The sequence below is a fragment of the Pseudoalteromonas sp. SWXJZ10B genome, assembly GCF_015864475.1.
Lineage (GTDB): Bacteria > Pseudomonadota > Gammaproteobacteria > Enterobacterales > Alteromonadaceae > Pseudoalteromonas > Pseudoalteromonas arctica.
The window spans coordinates 47,381-64,255 of record NZ_JADYXD010000016.1; the positions used below are offsets into that span (position 1 = coordinate 47,381).

Here is a 16,875-nt window from a genome sequence, read left to right on the forward strand (position 1 = left end):
GGCTAACTAGTTTTACGTGATTTTAAGAAAATCTACAATACTTGCAAAGGTGCGTTCAAATTCAACGTAGCTATGATCGCCACCAAATTCTATCAATTGCTTGCATTGCGAATAATATTTTACTGCGTGTTGAAAGTTCAACACTTCATCGCCTGTTTGCTGTAATAAGTACAGTAACTCAGGGTATGCTAATTTATCTACAGCGAGTAATTTAAGTGCCTCAATATGACTGTTATTTAAATCGTAATGATAATCTTGATACGGATTATAATTAGGTCCAAGTAACGACTGTAATAAATTATAGGGTGCGACCGCGGGATTAATAACCACTGCAGGAATTTGATAACGCTGCGATAAATACGTGGCAAAAAAACCACCTAACGAGCTACCTAATAAAACGGTATTTGGCGTTAGTAATTGTTCAAGCTCAATTATAGCTTGTAGGGGCTCGTGGTTTAAGTTCGGTACACAATAATCAACGTCATAGTTTGCCATAAGCTCACCAAAGCGCACAGCTTTATATGATTTTTGTGAACTATTAAAGCCATGAATATAAATTACGCGTTTAGCCATACTACTTCCGTTTTTACTTCTACTTTATCTTTTTTACTCTTTATATTTAGCGTTCTGTAAGCTGGTCCCGCATTTTTTTGCTCCCACTGTGAAGTGTGCTTTACAAACTGTATTGAGCTGGCTGGGGTCGCATATATGGGCAGCCCTCTAAAACTTTGTTCGTAATCATTGTGCACATGCCCATGAAAAAGCGCAGATACATTATTACTATTAACTAAGATATTTAAAAGCTGTGGGCCATTTTCTAATAAGTGTTTATCAAGGTAGCCGTTTATTGGCAGCGGATTATGATGACAAAATATAACTTTACTATTATTCGAGTTGACTAAAGCGTCCGTTACTTCATCTAAATGCGTGCCAGTAACCCATCCTGCGGGCGTGGGCCCTTTAGAATTAATAAGAAGTAGCTCAATCCCATTAGCAATAATATGTTTAGCCGAATTTATTTGCCCACCACTTATGCGATTAAGCATTGCTAGTTCATCATGATTACCTGGCACCCAAAATACAGGACAAGTAATGTCACTGGCATTTATAAGTTCACTAAATAATAAGTACGATTCAAAACTATGATCTTGTGTTAAATCGCCACCAAAAATAATGCAGTCTATTGATTGCTTAGCTATGTGTGCCAAGGCTTGTTCAAAATGATCTGCAGTATTTACATTAAAGTACTCACTGCTTTTGTCTGCAAATAAATGGCTGTCAGTAATATGAGCAATTTTTAAAGATGATTTATCAAATGTATATGTATCATCAAACCAAGCCATTATTTACATCCCAATTTAACGTCGCTTGTCCGTGCTCTACACAGGCCACTAACCAGTCGTATAAAAAAGCATTAAGTTGATACTTTTCATCTTTTTGATGCATTTTAGGGTTAGGGTATCCGTACGATGGTTTTATGCGTTGATGGTAATCGTGATGAACAATTTCAGCCACTTTTGCATCGTGATACAAACGCACCGTTAAATACAGCGGCGTAATCCCTTTAACCATTCCTGTTAGCTGCTTAATTGAAATATCCATAGTGTATTTTGCGCTGCCATCAATTTTTGTAGCAAATTCACTATTGCCAAGTTTTACTTCTCGAATGCTTCCTAAATTGCGCTCGTTCGGTAACAACTTTAATAGTCGCACATAGTTATGCTCACAAAGTGTTAAATACTTTGGGAGGCTTTGAATATATCGTTTTGTTGCTAATCGTGCTGTCAAAGTACCGCCATAGTTTTAGTAAGAATTTTAGTAAAAGTTTATGCCCATTTGTTTGCCATTTTTTCGCGATTAAGCGCAAGCCACTGCATACAAATAACCGTTGCCGCATTATCCATTTCACCGTTATTGAGGCGCACTAACGCATCATCAACTGATAGAATGTGAGTTTTTATATCCTCCCCTTCAGTTTCAAGACCATATACACCTGATTTTACTTGGCTTAAGTCAGTACGCGCTAAATATAAATGTAAGCGCTCAGTTGTACCACCAGGGCTTGATAGGTACGAAAGCATAAATTCAAGCTCAGTTAATTCAAGCCCTGCTTCTTCATACGCTTCTTTTTTTACAACTGATTCGTAGTCGGTACTGCCGTCTGTCATTCCGGCTATACACTCTAGTAGCCAAGGCGAATGCTTGCTTTTAATAGCGCCAATACGTATTTGCTCAATTAAAAGAACAGTATCTGAAATTGGGTCGTAAGGGAGTACTGCAATGGCATCGCCACGTTCTAATATTTCTCGGCTAATTACTTTAGATTTTCCACCTGCGAAAAGAGCATGTTCAAACTGGTATAAATCAACCTGAAAAAAACCTTTATAAAGGTTTTTTATTGGCTTTAAATCTACATCTTTATGTGTAAATTGAACGAGTTTTTTATCAACCATGTACCTACTTCCTACTTATCTAAAGCTTTAAAATGCGTTAATATATTCTGTTACACTTGAACATACTGTTTTACTAATTATTTTTTTTGTTATGGAGTAAAACAGGTTAACATGCTTTTAGTACAAAAATTGTCTAAGGACCGAACCCCACATGAAAAAGAACATTCTTGCGGCGCTAGTTAGTTTATCATGCGCACTAGGTGCAACAGCAGTGAAAGCTGAAGATTTACTACAAGTTTTTGAAATAGCAACAGCTAACGATCCTACTGTTTTAAAAGCCAAAGCCCAAGCTGATGCGCAGTCTTACCAAAGCGATTTGGCGATGAGTGCACTACTACCTCAAATTGGTTTAACTATGGGTTATACAAAAAGCGATGCAACGTCGTACCAAAGCGTTGGCGATTTATCTAACCAAGTAAAAGTTGAAAGTGACACAGACCAATTCTCTCGTGGTGTAAGTTTAAGCCAAACATTATTTGATTTAGGTGCCTGGAATACGTTAGATATTGCCGACAAGCAAGCGCTTCAAGCAAGCGGTCTATACGATGCAGCTAAACAAAACTTAATTGTACGCGTTGCTGAGGGTTATTTTAACGTATTAAGCGCCAGTGATAACCTTGAATTTGTTGAAGCTGAAAAACGTGCAATTGAACGTCAACTTGAGCAAACAAAACAACGTTATGCGGTAGGCTTAACAGCAATTACAGACGTACACGAAGCGCAAGCTCAGTTTGATAACTCGGTAGCGCAAGAAATTATTGCAGGTAATGCTGTAGAAACCGCTCGCGAGCAACTTCGTGAGATTACAGGTAAATACCACGAAAAATTAGACTTTTTAAATACAGATACTTTCTCAACAACTAAACCAACTAAGCGCTCAAGCGACTTTGTTAAAGTAGCTGAAGATAAAAATATCAACCTGCAAGTGTCTAAAGTAACGGTTGATATTGCAAAAGATCAAATTGAATTAGCTAAAGCGGGTCATTATCCAAAGCTAACACTAAGTGCTAGTTACGGCGATTCTCTTACAGACAATCAAATAAATGGCGCTAACTTTGATGATCAGCCACGTTCAGACTCAAGCTCTGTAGGGCTTAACTTTAGCGTACCTTTATATTCAGGTGGTGCAACAGTTGCTGCAACAAATCAAGCCCGTGCATTTTACGTAGGTGCTAGCCAAGACTATGAAACAAATTACCGTGCAGTAACTCGCACAGTGATTACATCTTATAATCAAGTTGTTTCAGATATTGCTACTTACAAAGCGCTAGAGCAAGCCGTTGTTTCAGCTCAAAGTGCCCTTAAAGCAACTGAAGCTGGTTTTGAAGTAGGTACTCGTACCATTGTTGACGTACTAGTAAGTACGCAAAACTTATACGATGCAAAGCGTAACCTTGCTGATGTACGTTACCGTTATGTGTTATCTACCCTTCGCTTAAAACAAGCGGCGGGTACACTAACAAGTGAAGATTTAGTTGCTATAAATCAAGGTTTAAAAGCCGCTTAAATATCATTACTCATGTAGTATGAACACATTGAAAGCCAGCTAAATGCTGGCTTTTTGTATTTTACAGCGCTTAGCGTTAAACTATCGTTTTTATTCTCAGAGATATTTTTGTGGTCACCTCATCTCCTTTTAAAGCAACTTTTTTGGGCCCTCGATACTGGTTAACGTGGATTGGCGTTCTATTTTTATATTTAATTTCTTGGTTACCGCAAAAACTACAATTGGCAATGGGTAAACAACTTGGCCGCTTAGTTCATAAATTTATGAAGCGCCGTCGCCATATTGCAGAAGTAAATATTAAGCTGTGTTTTCCTGATATGAGCGAAGCAGATCAAAAAGACCTTGTGCTCAAAAATATGGAAAACACCGGTATTGCAATGGTTGAGACTGGCATGGCCTGGTGGTGGCCGCAGTGGCGAGCACAAAAAGCATTAGGGTCTTTTAAAGGGCTTGAGCACTTTGAACGCGTACAAGCGTCTGGTAAAGGTGTTTTATTGCTTGTACCTCATATTCTGCATCTTGAAATGGCTAGCCGTATTATGGGCTTAGAGTGTCAGGGTGTTGGCTTTTATCGCCCTCATAACAACCCACTAATGGAATACTTTACGACTAATGGGCGCCTTCGCTCTAACGAATATTTAATCGGTCGAAAAGATGTAAAAGGTTTACTAAAAGCATTAAAAAATAAAAAGGTATGTTATTACTTACCCGATCAAGATTACGGTCGTAACCGCTGTGAATTTGTCCCATTTTACGCAGTACCTGACGCTGCAACTACAACGGGTACTCTTATGTTTGCAGGCAGTAAAAACTGCGAAACAATGAGTTTAATAACTCGCCGTGATGAAAATGGTAAATATCACTTAGAAATACTGCCAGAGCTTGAAAACTTCCCCAGTGGTGATAATAAGGCTGATGTAACACGTGTAAATCAACGCATGGAACAATCTGTTAATGCCGCACCCGAACAATATATGTGGCTACACCGTCGTTTTAAAACTCGACCTGATAAAAATGCCCCTTCTTTTTATAAAAAGTAATGGTATAACAATAATAGGAACAAATAAGGTGGGTAATAATCATGTGGTTTTGGATTAGGCATTTATCATTTGCAGCTGTACTAATAGCACTCGCCGTATACTTTTTGTTGAGTGATGGTTCTTTATTTGATATTAAAAAATCTAAAAATGCAGCTGCCGAAGGATTATCACGTTTTTACTCCTCTATTCGTAACCAAGTAAAAAGTAATAAAGAACGAGATCAATTTGTTTTAAAACTTAAAACACCAGAACAAACCTTGGATAGAGTATTAGCGGAACGTGCGCGAACAGTTGATCCAATGCCGACCACTTGGACTGGAGAAGTTGAACCTAGGCGCTTTGAAAATGGCACAACACTTAAAGACGTACTCTATCAATATGCTAAAAATGAAGGTATTGAGCTTTACTGGTATTTAAGTAAAGACTACGTAGTTAAAGATCATTTTAGAGTAGACAGCAACTTTACTTCAGCACTTTATCAAATTGGTCGTGCTATAAATGACGACTTTGAGCATGAGGTTTACACTTACTTTTGCCACAAACAAAGAGCAGCGGTTATTACAGAGTTACCATCAGAATTTGTGCGAACAAACTGTTTAAAGCTAAAGGTTTAAGGGTTTACACGTACAAAAAACCCAAGCAAGCGCTTGGGTTTTACAATTCAATTCAATTCAATTCAATTCAAAAATACTATTCCAAATATTCGTTACGTTAGTAATATCTTGTAAAAAAGCTTCTCGCGAGATCAATTTGCCTTTTTGATCCAAGCTCAGCACGTGATAACACGAGCGATAATCAATATACGCTTTGATCAACTGCTGTTTTTGCTCTTTAGTAATACAGCCTATATTTGCTGCATCCGTTAATATTCTTACGTTATCTGAATAAACGGTAAGCTGCTCAAACTCATTCGCGTGTTTAAGTACTAAATATTGCGTAATAAACTCAATATCAGCCATACCGCCAATATCTTGTTTTAAATCAAATTGTTCAGTATTTCCTTTCGCTAGATGGTCGCGCATTTTTTCGCGCATTTTTATTACATCGGCTTTTAACACGGTATCATCGCGCTGTTGGCAAAGAATACTTTTACGAATTTGTGAAAAACGCTCTATAAGATCGTCTTGGCCCAAAATTAACCGAGCCCGCACAAGTGCTTGATGTTCCCACGTCCATGCTTGAGTTTGCTGATAGTGATTAAAGCTCTCTAAATTGATAGCAAGTAAACCTGATGCACCTTCAGGGCGTAATCGCGTATCAAGCTCATACAAAATACCCGATGCAGTACGAGTATTAAATAAATGCATTAAGCGCTGAGCGAGTTTTAAATAAAACTGCCGAGAATCTATCGGTTTTTCACCATTTGTTTGGCTTGAGCCATCATGATTGTGTACAAATACTAAGTCTAAATCTGAGTCGTACCCTACTTCTAAGCCACCTGTTTTACCATATGCAATAACAGCAAAGCCTTTGTTTTCGTCATCAGTGCCAGGGGGCATGCCAAAACGCTTAACAGTATTATGCCATGCAATATTAACAGCTTGGTCAACTATCGCCTCAGCCAGTACAGTTAAGTGATCGCTTACTTTCATTACATCAAGAACACCGGTTGCATCGGCAGCAGCAATTCGTAATTGATGCGTTTGCTTAAATTGCCTAAGCGACTCCATTTGCAGTTCTAAATCGTCATGCTCTATTCGTAAAAAATACTGTCTTATTTCATCTTTATAAGCGGTTAATGGTGTCGGTTTATAAAGAACAGCCGGGTCTATTAGCTCATCTAGCAATATAGGGTAGCGAGAAATGTGCTCGCCTATCCATTTGCTATGACAACACAGTAAAACGAGTTGCTTTAATGCACCTTGGTTTTCGTACAGTAATTCTAAATAAGCAGTACGTGAAATTATTTTATTAAAAATTTGGCAAACCATTGTAAAAGCAGCTGCGCTGGCATTAAAGTCATTTAACTGACTTAATAAAACAGGCATTAATTTATCAAGAATGTCACGCCCTCGGTTACCTATGTTTACCTTAGACAACCTTAATTTAAAATCGTTAAGGGGTGTTTGCCACTCATCTCTAGCTTCTTTTAAAAAGCTCACATCGCCATGATCCCAAGCACTAATAAATGCGCCTTCACAAGTATCAAGTGGCGCGGTTTCCTCGCCAATAACAAGCGCAAACTCACCGTTAACTTGCTTCATCACCTTTTCAATAGTGCTTAAAGTGGCATCAAAATCGGCTTGTTCTAATAATAAATTTAAACGCTGTTGATTTAATTCATCATCGGGAAGTGTTTGCGTTTGCTGATCATCAAATATTTGTAAGTACTGCTCAACTTTTCGTAAATAAAGATAATTGCGCTTAAGTTCGCTTGCTTCTTGCTCATCAATAACTTGGTTGAGTGCCAACTCATTTAATGCTTTAAGTAGTGATTGAGTTTGTAAATTAGCCTCTCGCCCACCTCGTACCATTTGCAGGGCTTGCACTATAAACTCAACTTCACGTATGCCACCTGCACCGAGCTTTATATTATTAGTTAAGCGCTTTCGACGCACTTCTTGTGCAATCATTAGCTTCATTTTACGCAGTGATTCAATCACCGAAAAATCAATATACCGGCGATAAACAAACGGCTTTAAAAGCTTAATAAATTCATCCCAATATTTATTAGGCGTGCCAATTAAGCGCCCTTTTAACATTGCGTAGCGCTCCCAATCGCGACCTTGCTCTTGGTAGTAATCTTCAATAGCGTTAAAACTCATAACCAAAGGACCACTTTCGCCAAACGGGCGCAAGCGCATATCAACTCTAAATACTTGTCCGTCACCGGTGGCTTGGTTAAGTGATGCAATGAGCTTTTGTGCAACTTTGGTATAAAATACTTGGGCCTCAAGGCTTCTGCGGCCACCTTGGGTTTTTGTACTGCGCGGATATGCAAAAATGAGATCAATATCAGAGGAGTAGTTTAGCTCTTGTCCACCGAGCTTCCCCATCCCTAAAACCATTAATGGCATTGCTTGGTTTTGCTCATCAAGCGGCTCACCATTTACTTTAGCCACCTGTGCATGCGCCCATTGGTTAGCACTATTAATTAGCATATCAGCCAGTTGGCTTATGTAATTAATGCTATCGGCAATGGGGTTATTACAGCATAAATCTAAAAAGGCGACTTTAAGCCAGTACTTTTCACGATATTGGCGAAGTACTTTATGGCACTGCACTTCATCAATGTCAGCTAAATTAAGGTTTTTAAAAGGAGAATCTATTACTCTATTTTGTATTTCGTCTTTGCATAATAGCCAAGTCTTTAAATCAGGTTGTGATTCCAAACAACGCCAAGCAAAGTCGCTCAAGGCGAGTAATCGTATAACTTCGCTTTCATTACTTTGCTGTGGATATAATTGTTCGAAGCGCTCTAAGCCAAGTTTTTGTAATTGAATAGGAAGTTGCTTTACGTTACTCATCAATCCTCTCTTTTATATCATCAATAACCGTACTAGAATGATTAAAACCTAGAAAGGTTAACTTAATTAGGATCACCATGTCATATTTGTCTTTATCTAACACTAGTTTTATTGCGATTGCCATTAGTTTTGCGGTTATTTGCATAACTATTTTTTGTTTACGAGTTGTCACTCAAATCAAAGCAAAACAAGCGCTTAAAGATGAGCTAGCACAACACGACAACTTTGCCATGGGTATTAGTTTTGCATCTGAAATATCAGTTGTTATAGCCACTATGGCTTTCTTATTTGACGAAATAAGCATAAGTACCGCACAGTCAAACCCGTTAAAAGTGTTAATTATTATTATTCTTTTATTCACTTTTATAAAAGTGGGCCATTTAATTCATAGAAAATGGATACTCCACAGGTTTAATGAAGAAGCCGCCATATTAAAGCAAAATGTATGTGCTGCACTGGTAGATTCCGGCATGTTAATCGCCAACTGTATTATTGCACTTGGTTTATACACGTGGACACATACCCAAGGGTTTAGTAACTTACTTATTGCTTGCGTTAGCTTTTTTACACTTCAGGGAATGTTTGCACTTGATAGTAAAATACGAGAGCACCGTTTTGCAAAAGCAAATCAAGGTGCTTCACTGCAAAGTAACTTCAATCTAGAAAATACGTCTATTGGAATAAGGTACGCAGGTAAATCAATTGGTTTGGCACTGGCTGTGTACGCTGGTTTATCTAGTGCTGCATTTCAAAATGGTAAAATGGTAGAAAACATATTTACACTCGTTATGCATTGCGGTGTAATGTGGATACTGCTTTACAGCTTAACGTATGTGATAAAAGTTATCTCTTTACCAAATATTGATACGGCTCTTGAAATAGACCATCAAGATAATATTGGGGTAGCATGTATAGAGTTTGCTGTTTTTTGTGCTATAGGTTATTTACTTATTAGCATGTTTTCTCTTTAGACCTTTTTACTAAAATACAGCCATTAAAAGTCTGCATTTAAGTAATAATGGTAATTACTTAAATGCAACAAGGTCCTAGCTCTATGCCACTTGAAATAACGAATTACTTGTTAATTGACATAGACAACGAATTTAGCCGCGCATTTGCCGAATACTATGTAAATAATAATGGTAAAACAAAAGCGAGTACGCTTATTGCAGCAGGCAGTAATACCCGCCAGTTAGTAAAAATGATGTTTGACGAACTTATTAAAGACTATAGTTATTGCGACCTTGAAAACGAAATAAGCGTTTCTGAATTAATTAACTATCTAAAAGAGCATCACGATTTACACGGAGTCCTTTTTAATAGTACCGATTACTTACTAGCAAGCGATAAACAACGCTTTATTTATAACTCGTTACATGAAAAGCGCTTTTTAATAAGCTTTGATGATACAGGCTATACACTAAGCCTAGTTACTGACGAGACGTTAACAGAACCTTCGCAAAATCACCACGATATAGCGCACACACCACAAGATTTAATAGACCTTGCAGAGCAACTTAATAAAAATAAATAATTGCGCACAGCTCCCAGCTTACTTACCATAGCAGTACATATTTTTACGCTAAGTAATAAGTGACGCCCTATGCGAGTTCCTCATATTTATCAAACATCGAGTATTGCCCTAAACACCCCTGTAACTTTAGATGACGATGCTGCAGGGCATATTGGCAGAGTGCTGCGCATGAAAGTAGGCGAGCATGTATCTATTTTTAATGGCGAAGGCGGCGAATACCTTAGTGAAATAATTGAGGTAACAAAAAAAACAGTCGTCGTAATGCCATTAGAGCTTAATCCTCATGATGTAGAATCCCCGCTTAAAATTCATTTAGGCCAGTGTGTATCCCGTGGTGATAAAATGGATTTTACAATTCAAAAGTCAGTTGAACTGGGCATTACCGAAATCACCCCTATTTTTAGTCAGCGCTGTGGCGTGAAACTAGTGGGCGATCGTCTTGAGAAAAAACACCAACAATGGCAAAAAATTGCAATAGCAGCGGCAGAGCAATCTGGGCGTAATTTTGTGCCAATTATTCATCCTCCTGTAGATTTAAAACAATGGCTTGCACAACAAACCAATGCAATTAAGCTCACTCTTCATCCTCGTGCTGAGCACAGCATTAAAACCATTACGGTACCTAAAGATGGCGTACGCTTTTTAGTCGGCCCAGAAGGTGGCTTTACCGACGATGAAATGGCACTAACTAAACAACTAGAATTTGTGGATATTCGCTTAGGCCCGCGCGTTTTACGAACGGAAACAGCCGCTTTAACGGTCTTAAGTGCATTACAACTTCAATTTGGCGATTTAGCTAATTGAAATAACTAAAAGCACCCTCATATAAACAGTAACATTTATAGTAAGGCACAGCGCATGGCAATTAAGTTAGGTATTATTTCAGATCCTATTAGTGGATTTAACATCAAAAAAGACACCGGTTTTGCAATGATGATGCAAGCGCAAGAACGCGGCTACGAAATTTATTATATGGAGATGGATGATTTATCTCTTCGTAAAGGTAAGTCGTACGCTACAGCGTCTAAAGCGCAAGTGTTTAATAATGCAGAAAAATGGTACGAGCTTGAAGAAAAAGCCACTATAGCCCTTGCCGACCTTGATGTTATTTTAATGCGAAAAGATCCTCCTTTTGATACCGAATACATTTACGCGACGTATATTTTAGAGCGTGCAGAACAAGAAGGTACGTTAATAATTAACAAGCCACAAAGCCTTCGCGATGCTAACGAAAAGCTATTTACAGCATGGTTTAGCGAACATACGCCAGACACACTTGTTACACGTAGCCAAAAACAAATTCGTGAGTTTTTAGCCGAGCATAAAGACATTATTTTAAAACCCCTTGATGGCATGGGTGGCGCATCTATTTTCCGCCTTAGAGAAGACGATGCCAACATTGGTGTAATTTGTGAAACGCTAACCGAGCACGGCAGCCGCTTTGCTATGGTGCAAAATTACATCCCAGAGATCAAACAAGGCGACAAGCGCGTATTGGTTATTGATGGTGAGGTTATTCCGTATTGTTTAGCGCGAATTCCACAAAATGGTGAAACACGCGGTAATTTAGCTGTTGGCGGTCGAGGCGAAGCGCGTCCACTTAGCGAGTCAGATTTAAAAATAGCGCAAGCGGTTGCACCAACGCTTAAAGAAAAAGGCTTAATATTTGTAGGTTTAGATATTATTGGCGATAAATTAACTGAAATTAACGTAACTGCACCAACGTGCGTACGCGAAATTGAAGCTGCTTATGATATTTCTATTACAGGTATTTTGTTTGATGCCATTGAAAGAAAGCTAGCTAGCTAGATAAATAAGTATCTACCTATCGTTATTAAAAGCACTTTTGTGTCATAAATTTTAATATAGTTATTAACTATTAATTTTTAAACTGTATGAAAGTGCTTTTTTAGTTTTAAAAACAAAGGTATGTGCCATACTCAAAGTTCATTAACTAAAAAGGGTGAAATCTATGCAGTCATTAGAAAATCATTTTTTAATCGCGATGCCGTCGATGCAAGACCCTTTTTTTAAACGTGCTGTTACCTATATTTGTGAGCACAATGAAGATGGGGCTATGGGCTTGGTAATAAACCAACCTATTGATGTTACTGTTGGCGAACTTTTAGATAAAATAGAAATTGATAACGACAAAACTCAAAACGCAGCAAAAGTAAGTGTGTTTGCAGGCGGACCCGTTAAAACTGACCGTGGTTTTGTTTTGCACTCTCCTCAATCAGGTTATTCAGCAAGCCAAAAACTCAGTAGCGATATTATGATCACTACCTCAAAAGATGTTTTAGCAAGCTTAACTACCGCACAAGCACCTGAACAATTTATTATTACATTGGGTTATTCAGGATGGGAGCAAGGACAACTCGAACAAGAGTTACTTGATAACAGTTGGTTGATCATAGAAGCCGATCCGAAGATCATTTTTGATACCCCCGTTGAAAAACGATGGGAAAAAGCAGTTTCAATGTTGGGCTTTGATATTAGCCAACTCAGCCCTGAAGCTGGTCACGCATAATAGTAATTTAACCCTTAGCAAACTTAAACAAGATACACATGACAAAAAAATCGCTTAAGCCGCAAGGCGAACGCACTGTAATGGGCTTTGACTTTGGCACCAAAAGTATTGGTATTGCTATTGGGCAAGAGCTAACAGGCAGCGCGTCTAGCCTTAAGGCTGTAAAAGCACAAGATGGCATTCCTAACTGGGACCATATTGCTGTACAAGTAACCGAATGGCAGCCTGACTTAATGGTTGTTGGCTTACCACTAAATATGGATGGAACGTCACAAGAGGTTACCTTTAAAGCAAAAAAGTTTGCCAACAGATTACATAATCATTATGGCATTCCGGTGCAAACACAAGACGAGCGTTTAACGACTGCGGATGCTAAAGCGCGACTTTTTGAAAGTGGTGGCTATAAAAACTTAGGCAAAGGTAATGTAGATAATATGTCTGCGGTTATTATTTTAGAAAGTTTTTTTGAGTCTAATTACGGTGAATAAACTGGCTATATAAACAACCCGTTATATAAATAAAAAGCGCCAATTGGCGCTTTTTTTATATTAAGTATTTATATTTATTACTTTTTAAATTATTGATCGTTATTTTTATCGTCAAGGCCATCAATAGTAACGCCTTGTAAAAAGCCCGCACCTTGCTGCTCGTTATTGCGCAGTTTAATCATTAAACGTAAATCATTTGGCGAATCAGCATGATGCAGTGCATCAGCGTAATTAATTCGCTGCTGTCTATACAGCTCAAATAATGCTTGGTCAAAGGTTTGCATGCCCATTTCTTTCGATTTAGCCATTGCCTCTTTAATACCACCAATATCACCGTTTTTAATCAGTTCAGCAACCATTGGTGAGTTAAGCAATATTTCAATAGCTGCAACACGGCTTTCACCATCAGCAGTCGGCACTAATTGCTGCGCCACGATAGCACGTAAATTAAGTGCTAAATCGTACTTAAGCTTATCGTGTTTTTCTTTTGGAACTAAATGCATAATACGGTCAATCGCTTGGTTAGCATTATTAGCATGCAGTGTTGCAACACATAAATGACCTGTTTCGGCAAAGCTTAGTGCGTATTCCATAGTTTCTTGAGAGCGAATTTCACCAATCAAAATTACATCGGGAGCTTGGCGTAATGAGCTTTTAAGTGCTGACTCAAAGCTTTCGGTATCAAGCCCTACTTCGCGTTGAGTAATAATACTTTTGCGATGCTCATGAACAAATTCAATCGGATCTTCAATAGTCAGTATATGACCACGTTGATGTCGGTTACGGTAACCAATAAGTGCGGCTAGCGAGGTTGATTTACCCGTGCCAGTACCACCGACGAACAAAACAAGGCCACGCTTAGACATAATTACATCGGTAAGAATAGAAGGAAGACCTAGCTCACTCACATCAGGTATTTGCGTAACAATGCGGCGAATAACCATACCTGCTTTATCGCGTTGCCAAAAAGCAGAAATACGAAAACGCCCTTCGTCGGTGGCAATCGCAAAGTTACATTCTTTCGTTGTATGAAACTCTGCTTTTTGCTTTTCGCTCATTGCAGATTCTACTAACTCAAGCGATTGCTCATCAGTAAGCCTATCGTCACTTAGGGCTGTTAGCTCACCGTTTATTTTTGCGCTTACAGGTAGCTGACTCGATACAAATAAGTCAGATCCTTTTTTCTCAATCATGATGAGTAAAAAGTCGTTTAAAGATAAAGCCATAATAGTTTCTTACCCACCAAATTGTGTTTTGTCTTGTGCTTTTTCTTTAGCCGCAGCATTTGTAACAATGCCGTGATTAACTAAATTAGTTAAACATTGATCCATTGTTTGCATGCCCACAGACGCACCGGTTTGAATCGACGAGTACATTTGTGCAATTTTATCTTCACGAATTAAGTTACGAATAGCAGGTACTGCAATCATAATTTCGTGTGCTGCAACTCGCCCGCCACCAATCTTTTTAAGCAGTGTTTGTGAAATAACAGCACGCAAAGATTCAGATAACATTGAACGTACCATTGATTTTTCTTCACCTGGGAATACATCAATAATACGGTCAATGGTTTTTGGTGCAGAAGTAGTATGCAGCGTACCAAATACTAAATGGCCAGTTTCGGCTGCCGTCATTGCAAGACGAATTGTTTCTAAATCTCGTAACTCACCTACAAGTATTACATCAGGGTCTTCACGCAGTGCACTACGTAGTGCGTTTGAAAAGCTGTGTGTATCGCGATGTACCTCACGTTGGTTAATAAGGCTTAATTTATTATCGTGAACAAACTCGATTGGATCTTCTATTGTTAGAATATGGTGATGTTTATTTTGATTTATATAATCGACCATAGCGGCAAGTGTTGTTGATTTACCAGAGCCCGTTGGGCCTGTCACTAATACGAGTCCACGAGGGGTGTCAGAAATTGTTTTAAAAATATCTGGCGCACCTAAATCATCAAGTGTTAACACTTCACTTGGTATGGTACGAAATACAGCAGCGGGCCCGCGATTAGAGTTGAACGCATTCACACGAAAACGTGCTAAATTAGGTACTTCAAACGAAAAATCCACTTCGAGGTTTTGTTCATAGTCCTTGCGTTGATTATCGTTCATAATATCGTAAACCAGACTGTTTACGTCTTTGTCTGCAAGGGCTGGTATATTAATGCGGCGAACATCACCGTCTACGCGTATCATAGGTGAAACACCCGATGATAAATGTAAATCGGATGCTTTGTGTTGCACACTAAACGCTAATAATTCGGTAATATCCATTTATGACTCCACAACTAACTGATAAATATATGGTTACAATAGCAGAACGACTCACATCCGCCTACGCTAGAATTGCAGACGCGGCAAAAAACGCACAGCGAAACACTAACGAAGTCACTCTACTCGCAGTGTCTAAAACTAAACCAAGCGAAGATGTTATAGCAGCTTATGAGCATGGCCAGCGCGAATTTGGTGAATCTTATGTTCAAGAGGCTATAGATAAAATAGCTCAACTACAGTCATATAGCGACATCATTTGGCATTTCATTGGCCCTATTCAATCAAATAAAAGTGCATTAGTGGCTGCCAACTTTGATTGGGTGCAAAGTGTTGATCGCATAAAAATAGCGAAACGATTAGATTCCCAGCGCCCAGACGATAAATCATCGCTTAATATACTTATTCAAGTAAATATAAGCGAAGAAGACGCTAAATCGGGTTGTAGTGTTGGGCAAATTTCTGAACTTGCTGAGTTTATTAACCAATGTGAGCACTTAACACTTCGCGGTTTAATGGCTATTCCCGCAAAAAGCGACGATCCGTTAGCTCAAACTCAATCTTTTGAGCAATTACAAACTTGCTTTGATAAACTAAAGACCCAATATCCTCAAGTAGATACTTTGTCGATGGGTATGAGCGGTGATGTTGAAGCTGCTATTAGTGCAGGTTCAACCATGGTAAGAGTCGGCACAGACATTTTTGGAACACGAACTTAAAAGGTGATAACAGATTTATGTCAGATAAAAAAATCGCATTTATAGGCACAGGTAATATGAGCTACGCCATTATTGGTGGCATGGTAAAAAACGGTTTTAACGCAAGTAATATTATTGCGACTAACCGCAACCAAGAAAAGCTTGCAAAGGTAGCAGCCGATTTCAAGGTGCAAACCACCAGTGACAATAACGAAGCCCTGCGCGATGCTGATGTAATTGTTTTGTCTGTTAAACCACAAATGATGGGCGATTTATGTAAATCGTTTCAAGAGTCAGGCGTAGATTTTAGCGACAAACTGTTTATTTCTGTTGCTGCTGGCCTAACTGTAAAACGTTTGCGTGAAATGCTAGGACAAGACGTTAAAATGGTGCGTTGCATGCCAAATACACCGTCTTTATTAGGTCGCGGAGTATCAGGTTTATATGGCGCTGGCGAAACACAAAGCGAGCACGAATTTGTACAGCAAGTTTTTGAATGTACTGGCATCGCTATATGGGTTGAAAAAGAATCGCAAATTAACGATATTATTGCCGTTACGGGCTCATCTCCTGCTTACTTTTTCTTATTTATGGAAGCCATAGAAGAAAAAGCTAAAGCACTGGGCTTTAACGATGAAGATGCTCGTCGCTTGGTACAACAAACAGCACTTGGCGCTGCCGAAATGGCACTTAGCCAGCCTAATATTAGTATTTCGCAACTGCGTTCAAACGTAACATCTAAAGGCGGTACTACTCACGCAGCTGTTGAGCACTTAAAAGATGAAGGCTTAACTAAAACCGTTGGCGATGCTATGGATGCGTGTATTGCACGTGCAGAGCAAATGGAAAAAGAACTTTAAAACCACTTTTTTATTGAAGGTTACA

At 38.7% G+C, this 16,875-nt stretch carries 18 protein-coding genes; 11 read left to right on the top strand and 7 right to left on the bottom strand.

The window, feature by feature from the left end; all coding sequences use genetic code 11:
- Nucleotides 1-12: 12 nt before the first annotated feature.
- The 4 genes from I6F54_RS14300 to I6F54_RS14315 are packed head-to-tail and all read right to left on the bottom strand — an operon-like array spanning nucleotide 13 to nucleotide 2,453.
- On the bottom strand, nucleotides 13-573 hold the full coding sequence (locus I6F54_RS14300) for a YqiA/YcfP family alpha/beta fold hydrolase (RefSeq protein ID WP_007585377.1): 561 nt from the start codon (nucleotides 571-573) through the stop codon (nucleotides 13-15).
- On the bottom strand, nucleotides 558-1,343 hold the full coding sequence (locus I6F54_RS14305) for a metallophosphoesterase (RefSeq protein ID WP_197141982.1): 786 nt from the start codon (nucleotides 1,341-1,343) through the stop codon (nucleotides 558-560). Before I6F54_RS14305 ends, I6F54_RS14300 begins: the two co-directional genes overlap by 16 nt.
- The gene (locus I6F54_RS14310) at nucleotides 1,330-1,788 is read right to left on the bottom strand and encodes a DUF1249 domain-containing protein (protein ID WP_197141984.1); all 459 of its coding nucleotides are present in this window, start codon (nucleotides 1,786-1,788) and stop codon (nucleotides 1,330-1,332) included. Before I6F54_RS14310 ends, I6F54_RS14305 begins: the two co-directional genes overlap by 14 nt.
- 38 nt (nucleotides 1,789-1,826) lie before the next feature.
- Nucleotides 1,827-2,453, bottom strand: coding sequence for an NUDIX domain-containing protein (locus I6F54_RS14315; protein WP_197141986.1), 627 nt, complete (start codon nucleotides 2,451-2,453; stop codon nucleotides 1,827-1,829).
- 151 nt (nucleotides 2,454-2,604) lie between these two features.
- On the opposite strand from I6F54_RS14315, the gene tolC reads away from it, so the two are divergent.
- The 3 genes from tolC (at nucleotide 2,605) to I6F54_RS14330 (ending at nucleotide 5,614) form a co-directional block, all read left to right on the top strand.
- Nucleotides 2,605-3,960, top strand: coding sequence for an outer membrane channel protein TolC (gene tolC, locus I6F54_RS14320; protein WP_165735501.1), 1,356 nt, complete (start codon nucleotides 2,605-2,607; stop codon nucleotides 3,958-3,960).
- 110 nt (nucleotides 3,961-4,070) lie between these two features.
- Complete coding sequence (gene lpxL / locus I6F54_RS14325; protein WP_165727196.1) at nucleotides 4,071-5,000, top strand: LpxL/LpxP family Kdo(2)-lipid IV(A) lauroyl/palmitoleoyl acyltransferase; 930 nt, start codon at nucleotides 4,071-4,073, stop codon at nucleotides 4,998-5,000.
- A gap of 41 nt (nucleotides 5,001-5,041) precedes the next feature.
- On the top strand, nucleotides 5,042-5,614 hold the full coding sequence (locus I6F54_RS14330) for a toxin co-regulated pilus biosynthesis Q family protein (RefSeq protein ID WP_101163672.1): 573 nt from the start codon (nucleotides 5,042-5,044) through the stop codon (nucleotides 5,612-5,614).
- Between the two features lie 57 nt (nucleotides 5,615-5,671).
- On the opposite strand, the gene glnE is transcribed toward I6F54_RS14330, so the two are convergent.
- A complete protein-coding gene (gene glnE, locus I6F54_RS14335; RefSeq protein ID WP_197141988.1) occupies nucleotides 5,672-8,467 on the bottom strand; it encodes a bifunctional [glutamate--ammonia ligase]-adenylyl-L-tyrosine phosphorylase/[glutamate--ammonia-ligase] adenylyltransferase in 2,796 nt (931 codons plus the stop codon).
- A 77-nt stretch (nucleotides 8,468-8,544) separates the two neighbouring features.
- Here glnE and I6F54_RS14340 point away from each other — a divergent pair, with 77 nt between their 5' ends.
- The 6 genes from I6F54_RS14340 (at nucleotide 8,545) to ruvX (ending at nucleotide 13,019) form a co-directional block, all read left to right on the top strand.
- Nucleotides 8,545-9,438 carry a DUF350 domain-containing protein gene (locus I6F54_RS14340; protein ID WP_007585393.1) on the top strand — a complete coding sequence of 298 codons (894 nt, stop codon included), beginning with the start codon at nucleotides 8,545-8,547 and terminating at the stop codon, nucleotides 9,436-9,438.
- Nucleotides 9,439-9,500: 62 nt separating this feature from the next.
- Nucleotides 9,501-10,001, top strand: coding sequence for a hypothetical protein (locus I6F54_RS14345; RefSeq protein WP_165739977.1), 501 nt, complete (start codon nucleotides 9,501-9,503; stop codon nucleotides 9,999-10,001).
- A 69-nt stretch (nucleotides 10,002-10,070) separates the two neighbouring features.
- Nucleotides 10,071-10,805 carry a 16S rRNA (uracil(1498)-N(3))-methyltransferase gene (gene rsmE / locus I6F54_RS14350; protein WP_197141990.1) on the top strand — a complete coding sequence of 245 codons (735 nt, stop codon included), beginning with the start codon at nucleotides 10,071-10,073 and terminating at the stop codon, nucleotides 10,803-10,805.
- A 54-nt stretch (nucleotides 10,806-10,859) separates the two neighbouring features.
- The gene (gene gshB / locus I6F54_RS14355) at nucleotides 10,860-11,810 is read left to right on the top strand and encodes a glutathione synthase (RefSeq protein ID WP_197141992.1); all 951 of its coding nucleotides are present in this window, start codon (nucleotides 10,860-10,862) and stop codon (nucleotides 11,808-11,810) included.
- Between the two features lie 163 nt (nucleotides 11,811-11,973).
- Nucleotides 11,974-12,531, top strand: a complete 558-nt coding sequence (locus I6F54_RS14360; protein WP_007585401.1) for a YqgE/AlgH family protein — start codon at nucleotides 11,974-11,976, stop codon at nucleotides 12,529-12,531.
- 38 nt (nucleotides 12,532-12,569) lie between these two features.
- Nucleotides 12,570-13,019: a Holliday junction resolvase RuvX gene (gene ruvX / locus I6F54_RS14365; protein WP_007585404.1), complete on the top strand. Its 450-nt coding sequence runs from the start codon at nucleotides 12,570-12,572 to the stop codon at nucleotides 13,017-13,019.
- An 89-nt stretch (nucleotides 13,020-13,108) separates the two neighbouring features.
- Here the strand turns inward: ruvX and I6F54_RS14370 are convergent, their stop codons facing one another.
- Nucleotides 13,109-14,245, bottom strand: a complete 1,137-nt coding sequence (locus tag I6F54_RS14370) for a PilT/PilU family type 4a pilus ATPase (RefSeq protein ID WP_197141994.1) — start codon at nucleotides 14,243-14,245, stop codon at nucleotides 13,109-13,111.
- 9 nt (nucleotides 14,246-14,254) lie between these two features.
- Nucleotides 14,255-15,295 (bottom strand): type IV pilus twitching motility protein PilT, encoded by a 1,041-nt coding sequence (locus I6F54_RS14375; protein WP_007585408.1) that lies wholly within the window; start codon nucleotides 15,293-15,295, stop codon nucleotides 14,255-14,257.
- A 2-nt stretch (nucleotides 15,296-15,297) separates the two neighbouring features.
- Here I6F54_RS14375 and I6F54_RS14380 point away from each other — a divergent pair, with 2 nt between their 5' ends.
- Nucleotides 15,298-16,011 (top strand): YggS family pyridoxal phosphate-dependent enzyme, encoded by a 714-nt coding sequence (locus tag I6F54_RS14380; protein ID WP_197141996.1) that lies wholly within the window; start codon nucleotides 15,298-15,300, stop codon nucleotides 16,009-16,011.
- A 17-nt stretch (nucleotides 16,012-16,028) separates the two neighbouring features.
- Nucleotides 16,029-16,850, top strand: a complete 822-nt coding sequence (gene proC, locus I6F54_RS14385) for a pyrroline-5-carboxylate reductase (protein WP_197141999.1) — start codon at nucleotides 16,029-16,031, stop codon at nucleotides 16,848-16,850.
- Nucleotides 16,851-16,875 lie beyond the last annotated feature (25 nt).

Excerpts from the sequence above, each read along its gene's own strand:
- proC (WP_197141999.1), top strand. The coding sequence starts at position 16,029 with ATGTCAGATAAAAAAATCGCATTTATAGGCACAGGTAATATGAGCTAC.
- I6F54_RS14360 (WP_007585401.1), top strand. The coding sequence starts at position 11,974 with ATGCAGTCATTAGAAAATCATTTTTTAATCGCGATGCCGTCGATGCAA.
- I6F54_RS14300 (WP_007585377.1), bottom strand. The coding sequence starts at position 573 with ATGGCTAAACGCGTAATTTATATTCATGGCTTTAATAGTTCACAAAAA.
- ruvX (WP_007585404.1), top strand. The coding sequence starts at position 12,570 with ATGACAAAAAAATCGCTTAAGCCGCAAGGCGAACGCACTGTAATGGGC.
- I6F54_RS14330 (WP_101163672.1), top strand. The coding sequence starts at position 5,042 with ATGTGGTTTTGGATTAGGCATTTATCATTTGCAGCTGTACTAATAGCA.
- I6F54_RS14340 (WP_007585393.1), top strand. The coding sequence starts at position 8,545 with ATGTCATATTTGTCTTTATCTAACACTAGTTTTATTGCGATTGCCATT.
- I6F54_RS14380 (WP_197141996.1), top strand. The coding sequence starts at position 15,298 with ATGACTCCACAACTAACTGATAAATATATGGTTACAATAGCAGAACGA.
- I6F54_RS14370 (WP_197141994.1), bottom strand. The coding sequence starts at position 14,245 with ATGGCTTTATCTTTAAACGACTTTTTACTCATCATGATTGAGAAAAAA.
- I6F54_RS14345 (WP_165739977.1), top strand. The coding sequence starts at position 9,501 with ATGCAACAAGGTCCTAGCTCTATGCCACTTGAAATAACGAATTACTTG.
- I6F54_RS14315 (WP_197141986.1), bottom strand. The coding sequence starts at position 2,453 with ATGGTTGATAAAAAACTCGTTCAATTTACACATAAAGATGTAGATTTA.
- I6F54_RS14375 (WP_007585408.1), bottom strand. The coding sequence starts at position 15,295 with ATGGATATTACCGAATTATTAGCGTTTAGTGTGCAACACAAAGCATCC.
- gshB (WP_197141992.1), top strand. The coding sequence starts at position 10,860 with ATGGCAATTAAGTTAGGTATTATTTCAGATCCTATTAGTGGATTTAAC.
- rsmE (WP_197141990.1), top strand. The coding sequence starts at position 10,071 with ATGCGAGTTCCTCATATTTATCAAACATCGAGTATTGCCCTAAACACC.
- tolC (WP_165735501.1), top strand. The coding sequence starts at position 2,605 with ATGAAAAAGAACATTCTTGCGGCGCTAGTTAGTTTATCATGCGCACTA.
- glnE (WP_197141988.1), bottom strand. The coding sequence starts at position 8,467 with ATGAGTAACGTAAAGCAACTTCCTATTCAATTACAAAAACTTGGCTTA.
- I6F54_RS14305 (WP_197141982.1), bottom strand. The coding sequence starts at position 1,343 with ATGGCTTGGTTTGATGATACATATACATTTGATAAATCATCTTTAAAA.